This window comes from Flavobacterium sp. RSP15 (genome assembly GCF_003968755.1).
GTDB lineage: Bacteria > Bacteroidota > Bacteroidia > Flavobacteriales > Flavobacteriaceae > Flavobacterium.
In genome coordinates, this window is sequence record NZ_RYDL01000003.1 from 223,177 (window position 1) to 241,684 (window position 18,508).

General features: G+C 34.0%; 12 protein-coding genes, 2 pseudogenes and 1 CRISPR repeat array. Of the genes and pseudogenes, 6 read left to right on the forward strand and 8 right to left on the reverse strand.

Annotated elements, in window-relative coordinates:
• Positions 1-493 precede the first annotated feature (493 nt).
• Positions 494-2,507: a CRISPR direct-repeat array (repeat unit 36 nt; unit sequence AATATCGTGTTTTCTAATCTTTAATCAAACCACAAC).
• A 93-nt stretch (positions 2,508-2,600) separates the two neighbouring features.
• The 3 genes from EKM00_RS15070 to cas9 form a co-directional block, all read right to left on the reverse strand.
• Positions 2,601-2,729, reverse strand: a complete 129-nt coding sequence (locus tag EKM00_RS15070; protein ID WP_255416623.1) for a hypothetical protein — start codon at positions 2,727-2,729, stop codon at positions 2,601-2,603.
• 137 nt (positions 2,730-2,866) lie between these two features.
• Positions 2,867-3,106, reverse strand: a complete 240-nt coding sequence (locus EKM00_RS05475; RefSeq protein ID WP_126515517.1) for a ribbon-helix-helix domain-containing protein — start codon at positions 3,104-3,106, stop codon at positions 2,867-2,869.
• A 49-nt stretch (positions 3,107-3,155) separates the two neighbouring features.
• Positions 3,156-6,530 (reverse strand): type II CRISPR RNA-guided endonuclease Cas9, encoded by a 3,375-nt coding sequence (cas9, locus tag EKM00_RS05480; RefSeq protein ID WP_126515518.1) that lies wholly within the window; start codon positions 6,528-6,530, stop codon positions 3,156-3,158.
• Positions 6,531-6,973: 443 nt separating this feature from the next.
• On the opposite strand from cas9, the gene EKM00_RS05485 reads away from it, so the two are divergent.
• The 5 genes and pseudogenes from EKM00_RS05485 (at position 6,974) to EKM00_RS05505 (ending at position 10,891) form a co-directional block, all read left to right on the forward strand.
• Entirely contained in the window at positions 6,974-8,962 is a 1,989-nt protein-coding gene (locus EKM00_RS05485) for a DUF349 domain-containing protein (RefSeq protein WP_126460512.1), read from the forward strand.
• Between the two features lie 148 nt (positions 8,963-9,110).
• On the forward strand, positions 9,111-9,458 hold the full coding sequence (locus tag EKM00_RS05490) for a hypothetical protein (protein WP_126460509.1): 348 nt from the start codon (positions 9,111-9,113) through the stop codon (positions 9,456-9,458).
• A gap of 116 nt (positions 9,459-9,574) precedes the next feature.
• Positions 9,575-10,051 (forward strand): hypothetical protein, encoded by a 477-nt coding sequence (locus EKM00_RS05495; protein ID WP_126515519.1) that lies wholly within the window; start codon positions 9,575-9,577, stop codon positions 10,049-10,051.
• Between the two features lie 130 nt (positions 10,052-10,181).
• A pseudogene (locus EKM00_RS14895) lies at positions 10,182-10,340 on the forward strand (oxygen-independent coproporphyrinogen III oxidase); the annotation flags it as partial.
• A gap of 13 nt (positions 10,341-10,353) precedes the next feature.
• A pseudogene (locus EKM00_RS05505) lies at positions 10,354-10,891 on the forward strand (Crp/Fnr family transcriptional regulator).
• A gap of 11 nt (positions 10,892-10,902) precedes the next feature.
• Here the strand turns inward: EKM00_RS05505 and EKM00_RS05510 are convergent.
• The 4 genes from EKM00_RS05510 to def form a co-directional block, all read right to left on the reverse strand.
• Positions 10,903-12,351 (reverse strand): APC family permease, encoded by a 1,449-nt coding sequence (locus EKM00_RS05510; RefSeq protein ID WP_126515520.1) that lies wholly within the window; start codon positions 12,349-12,351, stop codon positions 10,903-10,905.
• A gap of 100 nt (positions 12,352-12,451) precedes the next feature.
• Positions 12,452-13,234, reverse strand: coding sequence for a nucleoside triphosphate pyrophosphohydrolase (mazG, locus tag EKM00_RS05515; RefSeq protein WP_126515521.1), 783 nt, complete (start codon positions 13,232-13,234; stop codon positions 12,452-12,454).
• A gap of 81 nt (positions 13,235-13,315) precedes the next feature.
• Entirely contained in the window at positions 13,316-13,798 is a 483-nt protein-coding gene (locus tag EKM00_RS05520; protein WP_126515522.1) for a DUF5606 family protein, read from the reverse strand.
• An 86-nt stretch (positions 13,799-13,884) separates the two neighbouring features.
• Positions 13,885-14,472 (reverse strand): peptide deformylase, encoded by a 588-nt coding sequence (gene def, locus EKM00_RS05525; RefSeq protein WP_126515523.1) that lies wholly within the window; start codon positions 14,470-14,472, stop codon positions 13,885-13,887.
• Positions 14,473-14,667: 195 nt separating this feature from the next.
• Here def and EKM00_RS05530 point away from each other — a divergent pair, with 195 nt between their 5' ends.
• Positions 14,668-16,881, forward strand: coding sequence for an FUSC family protein (locus tag EKM00_RS05530; RefSeq protein WP_126515524.1), 2,214 nt, complete (start codon positions 14,668-14,670; stop codon positions 16,879-16,881).
• A 64-nt stretch (positions 16,882-16,945) separates the two neighbouring features.
• Here EKM00_RS05530 and EKM00_RS05535 read toward each other — a convergent pair whose 3' ends face one another.
• Positions 16,946-18,442 (reverse strand): malate:quinone oxidoreductase, encoded by a 1,497-nt coding sequence (locus EKM00_RS05535; protein WP_126515525.1) that lies wholly within the window; start codon positions 18,440-18,442, stop codon positions 16,946-16,948.
• Between the last annotated feature and the right edge of the window lie 66 nt (positions 18,443-18,508).

The window sequence follows — 18,508 nt, forward strand, 5'->3', positions numbered from 1 at the left end:
ACTAACGTACGGACAGGTCGCGACCTGTCCCTGCCCTATTCCTGCCCTATTCACATTCCCAAAACAACATTTCCTATCCTACACACAAATCGTAAAAAATATAAATTATTTTGCGACTAATCTCTAACATACGGACAGGTCGCGACCTGTCCCTGCCCTATTCCTGCCCTATTCCTGCCCTATTCACATTCCCAAAACAACATTTCCTATCTTGCACACAAATCGTAAAAAATATAAATTATTTTGCGGAAAATCCCCAATACCTATTGCATCTGGATAACGTACGGACAGGTCGCGATCTGTCCCTGCAGATTGCACTAAAAATTAATCATTGAATCTTGCCTCTTACTATGATTCTACTACCATTTATCGAATTTTTATTGATAGAAATAAAAAAATGCCTCAATATTGGGATATCAATCCAAAAAAGAGGCATTTTTTTATACGACATTCATCCATATTCCTTTGATAATTAGAAGGTAACAAGCCAACTAATATCGTGTTTTCTAATCTTTAATCAAACCACAACAGGTTATAATTTTTTGTATTTGTTTTTACTAATATCGTGTTTTCTAATCTTTAATCAAACCACAACACAGCAACAATCTTCTTTGTTGAAAGAATAATATCGTGTTTTCTAATCTTTAATCAAACCACAACGTATTAGAAACTTTAGACGAGGTTAAAAATAATATCGTGTTTTCTAATCTTTAATCAAACCACAACTATCCGTTAAAAACTGCCGATACGGAAAAGAATATCGTGTTTTCTAATCTTTAATCAAACCACAACGATCTTTTCTTTCAACATGAATGCACATTCAATATCGTGTTTTCTAATCTTTAATCAAACCACAACGTGGAGGATGTACGTTGCATGGAGTTGCTCAATATCGTGTTTTCTAATCTTTAATCAAACCACAACCTTCCTCGCTTACTTGATTATAAGGCTTTCAATATCGTGTTTTCTAATCTTTAATCAAACCACAACCTAGTATGATTTCGGCTTGAAATAAATAAAAATATCGTGTTTTCTAATCTTTAATCAAACCACAACAAAACGTTAAGGTTGTTAAAAATAAAAATAATATCGTGTTTTCTAATCTTTAATCAAACCACAACGGATCCATCAAAAGAATATTCGAATCCAGCAATATCGTGTTTTCTAATCTTTAATCAAACCACAACACAAACACAATCATTCAAATGGCACAAGCGAATATCGTGTTTTCTAATCTTTAATCAAACCACAACCCGCCTCCCGTGGCAAGTGTATAGCAAAGCAATATCGTGTTTTCTAATCTTTAATCAAACCACAACTAGTTGAAGGTTGTGAAGTTCCGGAAGTGTAATATCGTGTTTTCTAATCTTTAATCAAACCACAACCGCTTCCTGTCAAACTTCTAAAAGTTCCAAAATATCGTGTTTTCTAATCTTTAATCAAACCACAACCGAGTTCCGCATGATGCGAATAGCAAAAGTAATATCGTGTTTTCTAATCTTTAATCAAACCACAACCAAATTCACTAATGTTTTCAATATACATTTAATATCGTGTTTTCTAATCTTTAATCAAACCACAACTACGACGATAGAAATGCAGTTGGGGGGAATAATATCGTGTTTTCTAATCTTTAATCAAACCACAACCGGTGGCATTCTGGATATTACTTTGCCCTTAATATCGTGTTTTCTAATCTTTAATCAAACCACAACAATTCTTAATCAGAAAACGCAATCAAAAAAAATATCGTGTTTTCTAATCTTTAATCAAACCACAACCAACGCTGGCTTTGGTGCTAAATTAATTAAAATATCGTGTTTTCTAATCTTTAATCAAACCACAACTGTCCTGCCACGCCAAAATTGTAGCAATACAATATCGTGTTTTCTAATCTTTAATCAAACCACAACCTTCAGTCACATCCTCGCTGTAAGCTTTTGAATATCGTGTTTTCTAATCTTTAATCAAACCACAACTATTGTGTTTAAATGTTTTGCGATTTCTTTAATATCGTGTTTTCTAATCTTTAATCAAACCACAACCATTTTTCTATAGTTTTATTACTAGCATTTAATATCGTGTTTTCTAATCTTTAATCAAACCACAACGGATTGGATCTTATTGAAAAAGAATTCAAAAATATCGTGTTTTCTAATCTTTAATCAAACCACAACAAATGGATGAAAACCGAAGAAGACACACCAAATATCGTGTTTTCTAATCTTTAATCAAACCACAACTCATTAGTCATTGATAATTCTTTTCCGTGTAATATCGTGTTTTCTAATCTTTAATCAAACCACAACGTTTAAAACCGCCCCTGTTATCGAGGCGGTAATATCGTGTTTTCTAATCTTTAATCAAACCACAACCGTCACGCTAACGGCTTCTAATCTTACCAAAATATCGTGTTTTCTAATCTTTAATCAAACCACAACATGTCAGGCATAAGTAGTTATATTTTATAAAATATCGTGTTTTCTAATCTTTAATCAAACCACAACTGAAAGCTACTGCATCCCTGCTGGGCGGATGCCATACCTTTCAGTTGTGGTTTGGCTGTTTAAGACAATGAAAAACTGTATGTCAAAGAACCTTTAAAAATCTTGTCTTCCGATGATTGTAATGATTTCAATTTCAACACCTTTGATATTGTAATAAATGGAATCAATTCCACAAACACAGAAACGTTTTACATCCATGTATTTTGTAACAACTGGAAACATAAACGGATTTGATGCAGTTTTTAAAACATTCAAACAATATATCGTAATATTTATTTGCTTGTTACAAACCAAATCTTCCTAAACCGTACTCAAAAATTCTTACAATATCCTCTTCAGCTTCGTAAGATAAATGATACTTATACATTTAGCCTACTTTTAATTTCTGCCAAAAGTTCCTCTTTGGTTTTGGTGCTAAAACCACTTTTCAAACCTCTATCGATTTTCATTTGTACATAGTTGTGATATTCTTCCCGCTCACGTGCTTGCTTGATTAGATAATTTACCGCTTCACTTTTGCTAGTAAACTCTTCATTTGTTACTTGCTGTTTTAACCACTCATCATTCTGATTGGCTAAAGTGATACTTTGTCTTGCCATAATACTAGTTTTAGTTGGTGTAAATTTACACCAACTTTTTGTACTAGAATTAAATTTTTGAAATTTTTCCCGAAACTGAAATTTTTACTTTTATAGGAATAAAAGAAAACCATCCAGTTTTGCCTTCTCCAAACCCTCTAATTTGTTTATAATCATCGTCAGTTATTGTTGAAGATTTATGTTTTCTGAAAAAATAATCTCCAGCGGTAAGCTTTTGAACTCGATATAAACATTCTTTCAAAATATCACAATCTGGATTTTTCCAATCAATTTCTTCTTCTTTCAAACCCAGTAAAAACATATCATTAATATGCAACGTTGCAACTATTTCTTTTCCATCAGGAGGTAATTGATATGCTGTTTGTCCAGTTCTCTTTCTTTCCACAACTGTCCAAAAAGTTACTACCTCTTCTTTTAGATTTCCTTTTTCATCTTTATAAATTAAAACATGATGATTATTTCTAGGATTTACCCATTGGTTTACATTGTCCTTTAATTTTTCTGCTCCACCAATATTTTCTTTCATTCTTATTTTTAAAATAGGAACTGGCGCACCATTTCTATTAGGCAAGAAAATTTGTGGTTGCTTTACTCCGTTTTCATCAACAATAAAAAAAATATTTGCAGGAATTGTGCCTTTAACAAATCCGCCTAATTCTTGAATCCTTTTATGAATTAACTTTCTAATAGCTTCATCAACTACTTTTTCTAATTGCTTTTCTGTTGTTAAACTATCTATTGATTTCCTAACATGAAAGGCTTCGTCTCCATTAAAGTTTCGTTTTCCAAAAACAGTTTCTTTATGCAATTGTCCTCTTGCTGCAACCCCTTTATTGATATGAGTTACGCCGTTTTTCTCCACTTTTGTATATCTAACAGTTATGTCTTTAGCAATACGTTTGTGCGAAATCAAGATTTTATCTACTGCTTTTTCTGCATCAAATCGGAACGTTTCCCAAGGCATTGGAAAATCTTTTAAATCGTAGTTTCTATTGTAACGATTCCATTTTGATAATTCCTGCAAATAACTAGTCTTGCCACAAGCCATAACCAAAGCGTCAATGGCGTGATGACGATGGTCTTCACGAGTTTTAGCATTTTCATCATTCAAAACAGTATTCAAACCCCATTTTTGTCGCAAGTTAGCGGTCATTTGTCCAGGAGAAACATTTACTTTTTTACAAATTTGTTTCAAATACGTTGAAGCTTCTTTGCTTATAAATCGAGTGTCATTTAATTGTCTTGATGAAAAATCATCATCAAATTTTGTTTGTACAAATCGCTTGAATTTTTGGTAAGCATTTGGATATTCCTTGGTATCGGAAAACAATTTTAAAGCTCGTTCTTTTCTGGAAATCCAATCTAATTCATCATTTCCATAAAATTCAAAAGGTGTTTTATCTCCTTTTCGTCTGTTTTCATCAGCATAACACAATGTTTTATTATTGAAACTGTCGTTTAGCGAACGACTCCACGGATGGATATGCTCTATTTGGACTTCGCCAGTAAACAGCTTACTAACCGGAATTGTAACGCCAGTATAAGGACAAGTTTGCTTACATTCTTCCCAAAGTTTAAATTTCAAAATGTTATCATGTGAAACTCTTGTGTATTTTTCTACTTCGCTTTTTACTCTATCATTTTCTCGTTCTAAGCGTTTTTGATCTCTACGAATTTTATTTCGTTGCGATTTAGATATTTTCAAATCACGAGCCATTTCAACTTTTATCTCGTCCAATTCCCCATGCTCTTCAATTAATTCATTGACTAATTTTCGCAATTCAAACAAAGCTGTTATTACAATAGGATTTCTGATTGCTTGAATTTCCTTGTCGGCATCTTTGCCAACTGGTAGTTTATCTAATAATGCTGTAACATCAATTGTTGCAGAGTGGTGATATAGTTTTTTTAATTGTTTTTCATTTAATAAAAAGTCCTTCCGAAGTAACTCTTTAATAGTATCTATAAAACCACCCGAAATTTTAGACCGAACAATTCCTTCAACATTATCAATTAAATCTAGTTGTATTTGATTATTTTCTGATGAATCATTTTGCCATTTGTCTCCAAAAGTATTTTTAATTCCACCCATAACAACAGCCACATCATAGGTGTATCCTAGCTGAAGAAATGGCAAAATATTTCCAATTGCTTTTCGGCTCAAACTTGCATAGCCATCTTTTACATTAAATTTTGAAATGGCGATTGCCTGTTCTTCATTAAAATACCAATTCTTGATGGCGTAGTCTTTAAGATTCGATTTACTGTCAAAAAAATACAAAACGTGCCAAATATCTTCTTGCTCTTTCTCAGAAAACTCAAACCATTTTTTACCAAAGAATTTTTTGTTAGATAAATTAGAAATAGTATGTGTTCCAACTATTTGATCATCGTCTTTATAATTGAATTTGAATTCGGCACTTTCTTTGCCAATTACTTTTCGTAATTTCTTAAACTCAATTTTATCAGATAAAAGCAATAGGTCAATTAGTTTGTCCTTTTCGTGTTTAGAAATTTTAGTTCCGTTGTATTCAACGGTATTCACCCACTGCCAAATTCTAAATATTTCAACAGGAATAGCACTTATAGGGCATTTGGTTTTTGAAGTTTCGAACGAACAATTCCCAACCAAATGCTTTTGGGAACGCAATGGTCGTTGATGAAATAGAATACCATCTTCTTTGTAATTGTCTTGTTTTCTACCCCCAAAAAGAGTTTTCAAATCATTATTTAAAACGAAATGAAATTTGGCTTGTGTATCCCAAATTAGCTCAAATTCATCAATATACATTTTTCGAGTTGTATATCTATTTCGGATTCTTTCTAATCCATCCTGAAAAGGCTGGTTTTCTTTTGGATAAATTTCAAACAAATAAGAACCTAAAGATTTGCCTTCAATACTTTCTAATGTATCATCAATTCCAATTTTTCCCTCTTTGGCGTTTCCTTTAAAAATAGCTCCATCATCGCTTCCTCCTTTTCTACTATTGCTTAAAAAACCTCTTCTTTGAATTAAGTGATAAAAAATTCGACCAATTTCTTCCAATGATAATTTATTAGTCAATGCTTTCTGTCTTAATTCATAAGGATTTAACGCAAACCAGACAGCTAATTTTTCAGATGGAAATTGTTTGGTTATTTTCCAATCTTCAAAATCATGCGCAACCATAGGACACATATTATTTTCCGAGAGTGATCTTAACAATATTCTCTTCCTTAATCTCCTTCTAAAAAATTGGCGTCGTACACCTCTTGCACCTGTTCTACTTGCATTTTTGGAAATTTCATTATCTCCATCTCCCAAATTCTCAACACCCATTGGAAATATTCTACTTCCAATTCCTATAATTTTATTTAATTTATCATCAATCAAAGCCCACCCAATGCTATTTGTCCCTAAATCCAATCCTAATATTTTTGCCATAACAATCTGTATTTTGTAAGAATTTTTAAAGCTACGGAGAAAATAATTACCTGCTTTACGGTTTCCCTCATTGCAACCTAATTAATTTATATGTATATTTACAACTGATTAAAATTTCTAATCTTTAATCTTATCACAATAAGGCTATATGCCGTAGATGAAAATCTTAAGTCCTGCTTCGGTGGGACTTTTTTTTTGAAAACAATTCATAATTTTAACCCAAATGCCTAGCCCTGATGGAAGCGGCATCTCCCGATTTAGAAAAACAAGGCTTTTCAGCCGTAGTTTTTATTAATTGGGAATACAGCGGACAGCAGGAAATAGCTCCAAAAAAAAAGCCATTTAACCTAAAATGACTATAAATTAAGTTTTTGTTTTGTATTTTCATACTGCTTTAGTATCTTTCGAGTTGAATCTATTTAGAAACCTTACACATTGAAAAAATGTTAGAAGAAAAGAATGATAACCTGCCTGAAGCAGACGGAAAATTAGACAAAAATACTATTGAATCTAATTCATTAGAATCAAACGTTTTAGCAACTCACGCCACTGATCCAACAAATGAACCCGAAGCTGCTGTTCCCGCCGAAGAGAATGTAATAGCGCCAGAAACAGCAAATACAACTGCGCTTCATGCCATTACACAAACAAATGCAGCTGAAAGTGAAGACGAAACACTCAAAGAAAGTCACGATATTCCGATGCAGGATTATGATACCTTATCACTTGAAGTATTGGTCAACGAACTGAAAAATTTAGTTTCCAGCGACAAAATTTTGACTTTTAAGCAGCATATTGAAGAAATTAAAAAAGCATTTTTAGCTAAATACAACCACCTCCTCGAAGAAAAAAAAGAAGAATTTCTAGCAGAAAATCAAGACCCTAACGAAGAATTTCAATATCATTCTCCGTTGAAATCTCAATTTGATACTTATTACTCTCTTTTTAGAGATACTAAAAATACCCATTTCAAGAGCTTGCAAACGAATCTAAAAACAAATTTAGAAAATCGTTTGGCCATTGTTGAGGAATTAAAAGAGTTGATTAACCCTCAGGAAAACATCAAAGACACCTTAAAACATTTTAATGATTTAAGAGAACGATGGAAAACTGCCGGGCCAATTCCGAAGGACAAATACAACCACGTGTGGAATAACTTCCATTTTCATGTGGAAAATTTCTATGATTATCTGCATTTAGACCGGGAAGCGAGAGATTTGGATTTCAAACACAACTTAGAACAAAAACAAAAAATTGTAGCGCGTGTTGAAGAATTGGTTACTGAAGCTGATATTAACAAAGCCTTCAGAGAACTACAGGATTTACATCGAATCTGGAAGGAGGATATTGGACCGGTATCTAGAGAACATCGAGATGATATTTGGAATAAATTCAGTGATTTGACCAAGCAAATGCATGATAAACGAGAAGTTTTATTCGAAAATCAAAGAGGAACTGAACAAGAGAATTTAGAAAAGAAAAAAGAAATTATTGCTCAAATTGAAGTTTTGGCGACCGAGAAAGTGAATGCACATTCTCAATGGCTGGCTCAAATAGAAAAGGTAGAAGCCTTGAGAACTGCTTTCTTCTCTGCCGGAAAAGTGCCATCGGAGGTAAATGAGGATACTTGGGCCAGTTTTAAAACTGCTGTAAGAAATTTCAATTCTTTCAAAAATTCATTTTATAAAGACATTAAGAAAGACCAAAACGACAATTTAAGCAAGAAAACAGCTCTTGTAGCTAAAGCCAAAGAATTGCAGGAAAGCACTGATTTTGATGCTACAACTCCTATCATGAAACAAATTCAGGATGAATGGAAACAAATAGGGCATGTACCAAGAAAATATTCGGATAAAATATGGAAAGAGTTTAAGGATGCCTGCAATCATTATTTTGACAAATTAAAAGAGCAAAAAAATGAGGAAAATGGGGAAGAAGTAGCCGCTTTTGATGCTAAAAAAACCTACTTGGAAACCTTAAGAGAGTTCCAATTGATCGGAGACCATAAAACAGATTTAGACTCCATAAAATTGCATATTGAAACCTGGAAAAACTTTGGTAAAGTACCGTTCACAAGAAGACATATTGAGGGAAAATTCAACAAAATACTGGATGCCCTTTTTGAAAAATTAAGTTTGAGTAAAAAAGACACTGATATGTTGCGTTTCTCAAACAGAATGGATCATTTGTCAGAAAGCCATGATACGCGCAAATTAGATAATGAAAAGATTTTTGTAATGCGTAAAATTGATGAAGTTCAAAATGAAATTTTTCAATTGGAAAATAACATTCAGTTTTTTACCAATACCAGAAATGCAAAAAAAGAAAATTCCATCGTATTAGAAGTTCGTAAAAACATTGCTATTCATAAAGAGAGTCTTGATGTTTGGAAAGAAAAACTCAAACAATTACGAAACTTAAAAACCGAATAAATTTCAGCACATACTGGTGATCAAAACCTCGAGAATAAACTGCTCGAGGTTTTTTTATGGGGAGACACGACTTAGCTGATTTTAACATTTAACGTTCATTTATTAAAAAAAATTTCATAAAGTCAGTCTCCTTTTTTATGTTTACAAAATGAAATGGATTCAGAAAACTGTCTTTTTTATTGGCTTTTCAATAGCTCTGTTATTTGCTTTTAATGCAAATGCTATTTCATTGGATTCAATTCAAACAGAAAAGTCACATTCATTCTTTTCTGCTGACAGCATTCATTCTTCAGCTTTTATTCAACCACAGGTACATACTGTATTTGCTTTACATGATCGTTCTATTGATCCTAACGTTAGTAATTTTTACGAAAATTACTTGGTAGCTGTTCCAAATTTTAAAGCCTCTAAGTACATTATTCATTTTGCAAAACAAGACATCAACCGTTGTGAAATGGTTTCGCTCTTACTCTTTCCTTTTCATTTTTTCTGGTAATTTAAAGCACTGAAACCCTAATTAGAAGAATATATTTATCTTCTATTTTGAATTGATTCCTTTTTAGTTTTCAGTTCAATTAATCCTGCATTATAAATCTAAAAAAAATAAAAAAAATGGATACATCCGTAACTATAATTGGCCTGGTACTAACGTTAATAATCGCCATCCCCATTTTCTATTCCATTCGGTATAGTTCACTAAATAAAACAAAAATTAAATCAATAAAACAGAAATTCAGTCAAAACAATCGCTTTAATTTTGAGTTAATGGAAACACAAAACAAAAAAGTATTGGCTTTAGACCAAAAAAACAAAGGGTTTCTTTTGATGGATTTTAATGCCAAAAAAGAAGTTGTTTCTTTTGTAGATTTAAATACAATTCAGTCCTGTAAACTGATTCCAACAACGGAGAATAACAGCGATACGATAGTAAAAATTGAATTTCAATTTCATTACAAAGAAGGTGAAAAAACAGACACCATTCCATTTTACACAATTGAGAATGATCAAATAGGTCAGGTTTGTTTGCATGAAGATCATCAAATAGCTAAAAAATGGATAAAAATGATTCAGGATTGCATTACTATTTAAAGAACAAATTTCTTTGTGAAGAGGCTTTTGAAGCCTCTTTTTTTTGTAAAAGTTTTTTTTCAATATGATAATTGTCATTTTAATATGTGAGCAGTCGCTTTACTTTTGACTAACTATAAATGATTTTGCCATGAAAAATTCCTTAATACAAAAATACAATGTTTCGGAACCAAAATACACCAGTTATCCTAATTAGGATGAAATGGATTTTTCAGAAGAAATTTTGAAGAAATCTTTCACAGAGAGCAATCGTTCTGAAGGTATCAGTTTGCATATCCATTTGCCTTTTAATACCAAAGAATATGAGCAAATGCGAACAATGTATCGTTAGAGAATTTAGCTCTTTAAAAACCTTAACAAAAGACGAATTACTAAAACTTTCTTATTGTAAAACCTCCCATAGTAGTAAAAAAGGAGCGGTTACATTTGAAGAGGGAGATAATGTAAATGGTATTTACTATCTAAAAGATGGTATTTGTATTCCAAAATCAGAAGTGATGGGATGCTTTGGCAAGAACAATCAGTTTTCGATGAATGTGATGAAAAGCATTTGCGGTGATCTAAAAGAAGCCGACGATCACATGGTGCATTTAGCCAAAAAAACAGTCAAGAGAAGATTAGCCGGGACGCTTCTCTATTTGCATGACACCTTTGGGAAAAACGAAGATAACTCCTTAAAAGTACAACTTTAGAGAAATGAACTAGCCAGCATGATTGGAACAGCCATTGAAAGCTGTATCCGTTTACTTTCGGATTTAAAAAAACTAGGATTGATTGAATTATCCGGTAAAAAAATCGTTTTAAAAAGACATCAATTCACTCAAAAAATTAGCTAATTAATTCCATTTGCTTTACTCTTTCTTGTTCATTACAAAATAATACACCGGAATTCCTAACGCCACAATGCACAATCCCAATCCCGTATTGAAGGTATCATAAATCAGTAAAGTCAGACAAATGGCTGATGTCACCACAATATAAAGTGCGGGTACAACCGGATATCCAAACGCTTTATAAGGCCTATCGGCATTGGGTTCTTTTTTTCTAAGAATGAAAACTCCCAGAATAGTCAGGATATAAAACAACAATGACGCAAAAGTAGCATAGGTTAATAAGTCCCCAAATTTTCCTGAAATACAAAGCATACAAGCCCAAATGCATTGCACCCACAATGCTTTGGCCGGAACCTGGTTTTTATTCAGTTCTGTAGCCTGTTTAAAAAAAAGTCCGTCTTTTGCCATAGCAAAAAATAATCGTCCTCCCGAAAGAATCAATCCGCTGTTGCATCCAAAAGTAGAAACCATAATCAATGCACCCATTACAAAAACGCCTACATTTCCCATAATCATACTTGCTGCGGCCGCTCCTACTCTATCATTACTGGCAAACATGATTCCGTTACTGGCAATATCAGCAGCGTTTGGAGCTCCCTGCATTGGCAATAAAGCCAAATACGCCAGATTTGCTAAAACATAAATAACAGTAACAATTAAGGTTCCAAGAAACAAACTACGGGGGATATTCTTTTTAGGTTCTTTAATTTCCCCTGCAATGAAAGTGACATTATTCCATGCATCACTAGAAAACAAGGAATTAATAATGGTAGCTCCTGCTGCTCCCAAAATAGCCATTCCTGCTAATTTTGTTACTGTAATTGTTCCGTCAGGATTGACTACCGTTTTGCTGGCTTCCCACATAGTTGCGAAATTATTGGACAAAACATCCGTTTGCAGACCCACGTATAATCCTAAAATTATCAAGGCAAAAAGCGCTATTAATTTTGCCGAAGTAAAGAGCAACTGAACTGTTTTTCCGCTTTCTACTCCTTTGGTATTGATGTAGGTTAACAGGATTATACTAAAAATAGCCAATACTTTTTGATACGAAAAAATAAAATCAGTACCGACTGTAAAAAGAGTTTGATCTAAAACAGGAAAGAATATAGCGGTATAATTCGCAAAAGTAACCGCTATAGCCGCAATAACTCCCGTTTGAATTACTGTAAAAACAGTCCAACCATACAGGAAAGAAACCAATCGCCCATAAGCGCGTTGAATATACACAAATTGTCCGCCCGCATTAGGCATCATTCCTGCCAATTCTCCATAACTCAATGCAGCGGCGACCGTGATTAATCCCGTTACCAACCAAATAACTAATAACCAGGCAGCAGAACCAATATCTCTTGCCATGGCTGATGTTACAATGAAAATTCCGGATCCTATCATAGAACCGGCAACTAAACTCGTGGCATCGATTAATCCTAAAGAACGTTTTAACTCGGTTTTAATTTCTGACATTGGTATTTTAATTGTTTATTGGATATTAAAAATCTGAACACTATAATTTCTTCGCTTCTTCCCAAAATTGAGGTGTTTGGAAATCATAGATTTCCAATTCCTATTTGTTAGGAAGACGCTTCGCTTCTTCCCAAAAAACATCCATTTCAGCAAGTGTCATATCCATTAAAGGTTTTCCCAATTCTCCTGCTTTACTTTCCAAATATTGAAAGCGCTTGATAAATTTTTTATTGGTTCGTTCCAAAGCATCTTCTGGATTTACATTTAAAAATCGGGCATAATTGATCATTGAAAATAAAACATCCCCAAATTCGGCTTCAATTTTATCCTGATCTCCTGCTTCAACCTCAACGTGTAATTCGTCTAATTCTTCTTGAACCTTATCCCAAACCTGATGCGATTCTTCCCAATCAAAACCCACTCCTTTTACTTTCTCCTGGATTCGGCTTGCTTTTACTAATGCGGGTAAACTTCTTGGAACACCTTCCAGAACGGACTTTCTGCCTTCTTTGAGTTTTAGTTTTTCCCAGTTTTGTTTCACTTCTTCCTCGTCTTTTACCACCACATCACTGTAAATATGGGGATGACGGTGAATTAGCTTTTCACAAATTTCATTACACACATCAGCAATGTCAAAATCGTTCGTCTCGCTTCCTATTTTGGCATAAAAAACAATATGCAACAACAAATCACCCAATTCTTTTTTGACTTCGTTCAAATCATTGTCTAAAATAGCATCGCCTAATTCATAGGTTTCTTCAATGGTAAGATGGCGCAAGGTTTGCATAGTTTGCTTTTTGTCCCAAGGACATCTTTCACGCAAATCATCCATAATATCTAATACTCGTTCGAAAGCTTGCAGTTGGTTTTGTCTTGAATTCATTAGGGATAGTTTTTGGTAAAAATAAAAAAATCCTGTTCAGAAAAACAACTGAACAGGATTAAATAGTATTTTAAAATATGATTATTCTTTTTTAGCTTTTGCTTTTTTAGCAGGAGCGTTAACTTCCGCTACTGGAGTTTCTTCGGCTGAAACCTCTTCTGTCACTGCAGCAGCAGGAGCTTCATCAGTAACAAGTCCTTTTGCTTGAAGCATATTATACCAGTTCAGCACTTTTTTGATATCAGAAGGATATACTCTTTCTTCATCATAATCAGGTAAAACTTCTTTGAAATAAGCCATCAATGTAGTGTTGTCTTCTTTATGGGATATTGCCGCACCTTTGCTTTCTTTATCAGCAATTTTTTGCATGATTTCAGCTAAAGGTTTTTCGCCTTCATAGGTATAAATTGAAATTTCCGATAGTAAGCTTACATTGCTTTTCAAGTTTACGGTGATTTTTTTTCCATCCGCTAATGATTCTGCTACAAATCCGGTTCTTGTTTGCACTTTCAATACATATAAACCTGGTTTCCCAGAAATGGCTAATATTTTTTCTAAATTCATGTTATTGTGGAATTATTATTAAGAATTTGACTTATTTATTTTTATTTGAAACCAAAAATCATACCAAGCGAAGTTAAAAAGCTGTTTTATCTTCCTTTTTTGGCAAAGAATTTCATTCGGTAGTCTTGGAATGTTTTTCCCTCTAAAATGTTTTTCAGTTTCTTTTGAATCAATCGTTTTTTTAATGACGAAATTTTATCGGTGAATAAAATTCCTTCAATATGATCGTATTCATGTTGGATTACTCTGGCGATTAATCCCTCAAAAACTTCGGTTTTCATTACAAAATCCTCTTCGCAATACTCAATTGTAATGGTTGGATTTCTGTATACATCCTCTCTGACATCCGGAATACTCAGACAGCCTTCATTGAAACTCCATTCTTCACCTTCTTCTTTTATCATTTTTGCATTGATAAAGGTTTTTTTGAATCCTTTTAATTCTTTTTGTTCTGCATCTTCTAATTCCTCATCGTCGCTAAAAGGAGTCGTGTCGATTACAAATAAACGAAGCGCTAATCCTACTTGTGGCGCAGCAAGACCCACACCATAGGCATTATACATCGTTTCATACATATTGGCAATCGTTTCTTTCAAGTTTGGATGTTCTGGTGAAAGAACTTCCCCTGTTTTTCTTAAAACTGGATCACCATATCCTATAATTGGTAAAATCATTCGTGGTATATTAAATATTAGCTATTAAAATCGAAATAAGTTCTCTTTTAATTCAGTTTGCAAAAATAGTAAAAAAATAGCCAATGAATAATGCTCTAATGATAATTCATCACTATTTAAAATTTAGGTTAAAAGACCGATAGTATTCCCTTTAAAAATTCTTACAATCCTTACCTTTGCAAGCAATGCAATTGTATGATTCATAAAATCCAAAAATTTACCGATACGACGTATTTCACTAATGCCCTAAAAGTAACTATCGCCACTGTAATTCCGGTGATGCTGTTTTCTTTTTTTGGCAAATTCGAAGTAGGTTTTACAATAGCTCTTGGAGCCTTTTTTACTTATCCCAGTGACATTCCAAGTAGTCTGAAACATAAAGTCAACGGGATTCTTGTAGCCACCATTCTTGTTGCTGGTGTGAATTTGCTAGTAAATATAATTTATCCGTATTCTTGGATTTTTTATCCTTTTTTAGCCCTGTTAGTTTTCCTGACATCCATGTTATCCGTTTACGGACAACGAGCTACAATGGTTTCTTTCTCCACCCTGATTTCACTCTCCTTGACATTTTCTAATATAAATACCGGTTGGGCAATGGTGCAACATTCGGGTTTGATTCTAGCAGGAGGATTATTCTACCTCGTTGTTTCCCTTATTTTTCACTACATCAGACCACATCGCTACATCGAATTACAAATTGCTGAATGCATCAAACTTACGGCTAAATATTTGAAACTAAGAGGAGATTTATGGACCATAGACGCCGATAAAAAAGCAATTATTGAAAAGCAGTTAAACCTTCAGGTCGAGTTGAACACCATTCATCAAAACATAAGAGAAGTATTAATTAACAGCCATATAAGCGCTGGTTCTTCAAATCAAAATCGAAAAATGTTGCTTGTTTTTATAGCAATGGTAGAAATCCTTGAAGTGGCATTGTCTACAGCATTTGACCATGAAAAATTGCACCAAAAATTCGACAATCATCCGAAGGTGTTGCTGACGTATCAAAACTTAGCCTACAATTTGGCCGCAAGTTTGAAGCAATTATCCAAAAGTGTAAAAAAACGAACGAATTATATTCCAAAACACACATTGCTAAACGATTTGAACGCCTTACAGCTGGCAATCACTGATTATGAGAAGGATTTGGGAAAAAATTATGCCTCAGAAGGCGTTTTTATGCTTACCACTATGCTGGAATATGCGGAAAAACAAGTCGAGAAAATAAAAATTGTAGAACGTGCTTTTACCTCAATTGTTAATTTACAGGATTTTACAGGAATCGATACCGATTTAGAAAAATTCTTAACACCGCAGTATTATCCGTGGCGCACTCTGACCGAGAATCTGAGTTTTTCCTCCACTATTTTCAGGCATTCCTTACGATTAACAATAGCGCTATTAGTTGGTTTTATTATTGGAAAAATACTGCCTTTTCATAATGTATACTGGATTTTATTGACTATTATCGTTATCATGCGACCCGGTTACGGCTTGACTAAACAACGTTCTTTTCATAGAATTCTAGGTACTGTTTTAGGTGGATTAATTGCCTTTGGAATTCTTTTCTTTGTCAAAGACAACATTATAATCAGTATTCTTTCTATTCTTTGCTTGCTTTTAGGATTCTCTTTTACCCAAACAAATTACAAAGTCAGTGCCACATTTGTAACCATGTATGTTGTTTTTATTTATGGAATTGTGACTCCTAACATAGGGGATCTTGTTCAATTTAGAATACTGGACACCATTGTAGGTGCCGGTCTTGCTTTTTTGGCCAATCATTTTTTATGGCCTTCTTGGGAATTTTTAAACATGCCCATGCATTTAGAAAAATCCATCAATGCCAATCAAAATTACCTGAAGGAAATTTCAATTTTTTATAATAAAAAAGGAACCGTTTCTACATCGTACCGCTTGGCTCGTAAAAATGCTTTCATCGAGATTGGGAATTTAATGGCTTCTTTTCAGAGAATGGCACAAGAGCCTAAATCAAAACAAAAACAGCTGCCTAAAGTCTATAAACTAACGGTATTAAATCACTCTCTTCTCTCCTCATTAGCGTCTCTAGGAACTTACATTCAATCCCATAAAACAACCTCCGCATCTGAAGCATTCAATGTGGTGGTGGATACTGTGATTAGAAATCTGGATGAGGCTATTGCACTTTTGAAGGAAAATGATTTCAAGCTAAAAGAAAACCTTCCCAAAGAGGATTTAGCGCTACGTTTTACCGAATTGAAAAATATACGTGCCCGAGAATTGAAAGCAGGAATTCCTATTGATGAAAAGGCTTTTCAATTGAAAATGCAAGAAGCACAATTGGTAATCGAACAATTAATCTGGCTGACCAGTTTATCCGAAACTATTTTAAAAACCACAACAGCATTAAAGGAATCTTAACAAGAAAAGCGCTTGAACCAGATTCTTATCTAATTCAAACGCTTTTTATTTTTGTGCTGACTTTCTAATTATTCAGTTTTAGGACGGCAGCCGTTTCTTTTCTGATTTTCTCTAATAAAATTGGATCTTCATTGAGATTTTGACCATAAGAAGGAATCATGATTTTTAATTTCTCCTGCCACTCCGCCGTTTTAATTTCCTCTTTGAAACATCTTCCTATCAAATCTATCATTATAGAAACTGCTGTTGAAGCACCTGGAGAAGCCCCCAGCAAAACGGATAAAGATCCATCTGCAGTGGTAATTACTTCGGTACCAAACTCCAGTATGCCTCCTTCTTTTTCGTCTTTTTTTATCACTTGTACCCGTTGTCCGGCACGTTCAATTTTCCAGTCTTTGGATCGTGCCTTGGGAACATATTCTCTTAACGCATTAATTCGGTCTTTAGGGGATTGGCGCACTTGCTCAATTAAATATTTGGTAAGGGGTATATTCTTAATACCTGCGGCTAACATTGGAATAATATTATCTGATTTTATCGATAAAGGTAAATCTGAATAGGAGCCATTTTTTAAAAACCTAGTCGAAAAACCCGCAAAAGGACCAAAAAGCAATTGCTTTTCTCCATTTATCATTCGGGAATCAATATGTGGTACAGACATTGGTGGTGCTCCCACGCTTGCCTTACCATATACTTTAGCCTGGTGTTTTGCAATCACTTCCGGATTTGTGCATTTTAGCCATTGTCCGCTCACTGGGAAGCCGCCATAGCCTTTGCCTTCGGGCACATTTGCTTTTTCTAATAATGGCAAGGAACCACCCCCAGCACCAATGAAAACAAATTTAGAGTATGTTTTTCTCTTTTGACCGGAAGCTAAATCAGTGATTTTTATGCGCCATAACTTATCTTCTCGTTGTTTTAATTTTTGAACTTCGTGGTTATAATGAATGGTAACCCCATCTAGTTTTGCTAAATAACCAAAAATACTTCGGGTCAATTCTCCAAAATTTACATCTGTCCCAATTGCCATTGAACTGGCGGCCACTTTTTCGGTTTCTGATCTCCCTTCCATAACCAGCGGCATCCATTCTTTTAATTGTGCAAAATCAGTACTAAAAACCATTTGCTTAAAAAGAGGATTCAAATGCAACGCGTCAAATCTTTTTTTAAGATAAGCAACATTTTTTTCTCCCCATACAAAACTTATGTGGGGAATGCTTTTAATAAAATTTTCAGGAGAAGGAACTCTGTTTTCTTGAACGAGATATGCCCAGAACTGTCTGGAAACTTCGAAAGACTCCGCGATACTGATCGCTTTTTTTGGGCTGATGCTTCCATCAGGTCCTACGGGAGTGTAATTGAGTTCACAAAAAGCAGCATGTCCAGTTCCTGCATTATTCCATGCATCAGAGCTTTCAGCCGCCGCTCTATCTAATCGTTCGTAAATTTCAATTTTTATATCCGGTTGCAGTTCTTTTAGGATTAAGCCCAGCGTGGCGCTCATAATTCCAGCTCCAATAAGAACTACTTCACTATTTGTACGTATGGTTGTGTCAGGCATAACTAGATTTTAAAGTGCAAAGGTAAATGATATATTCACAAAAAAAAGCATAAATTTTACCTCAAA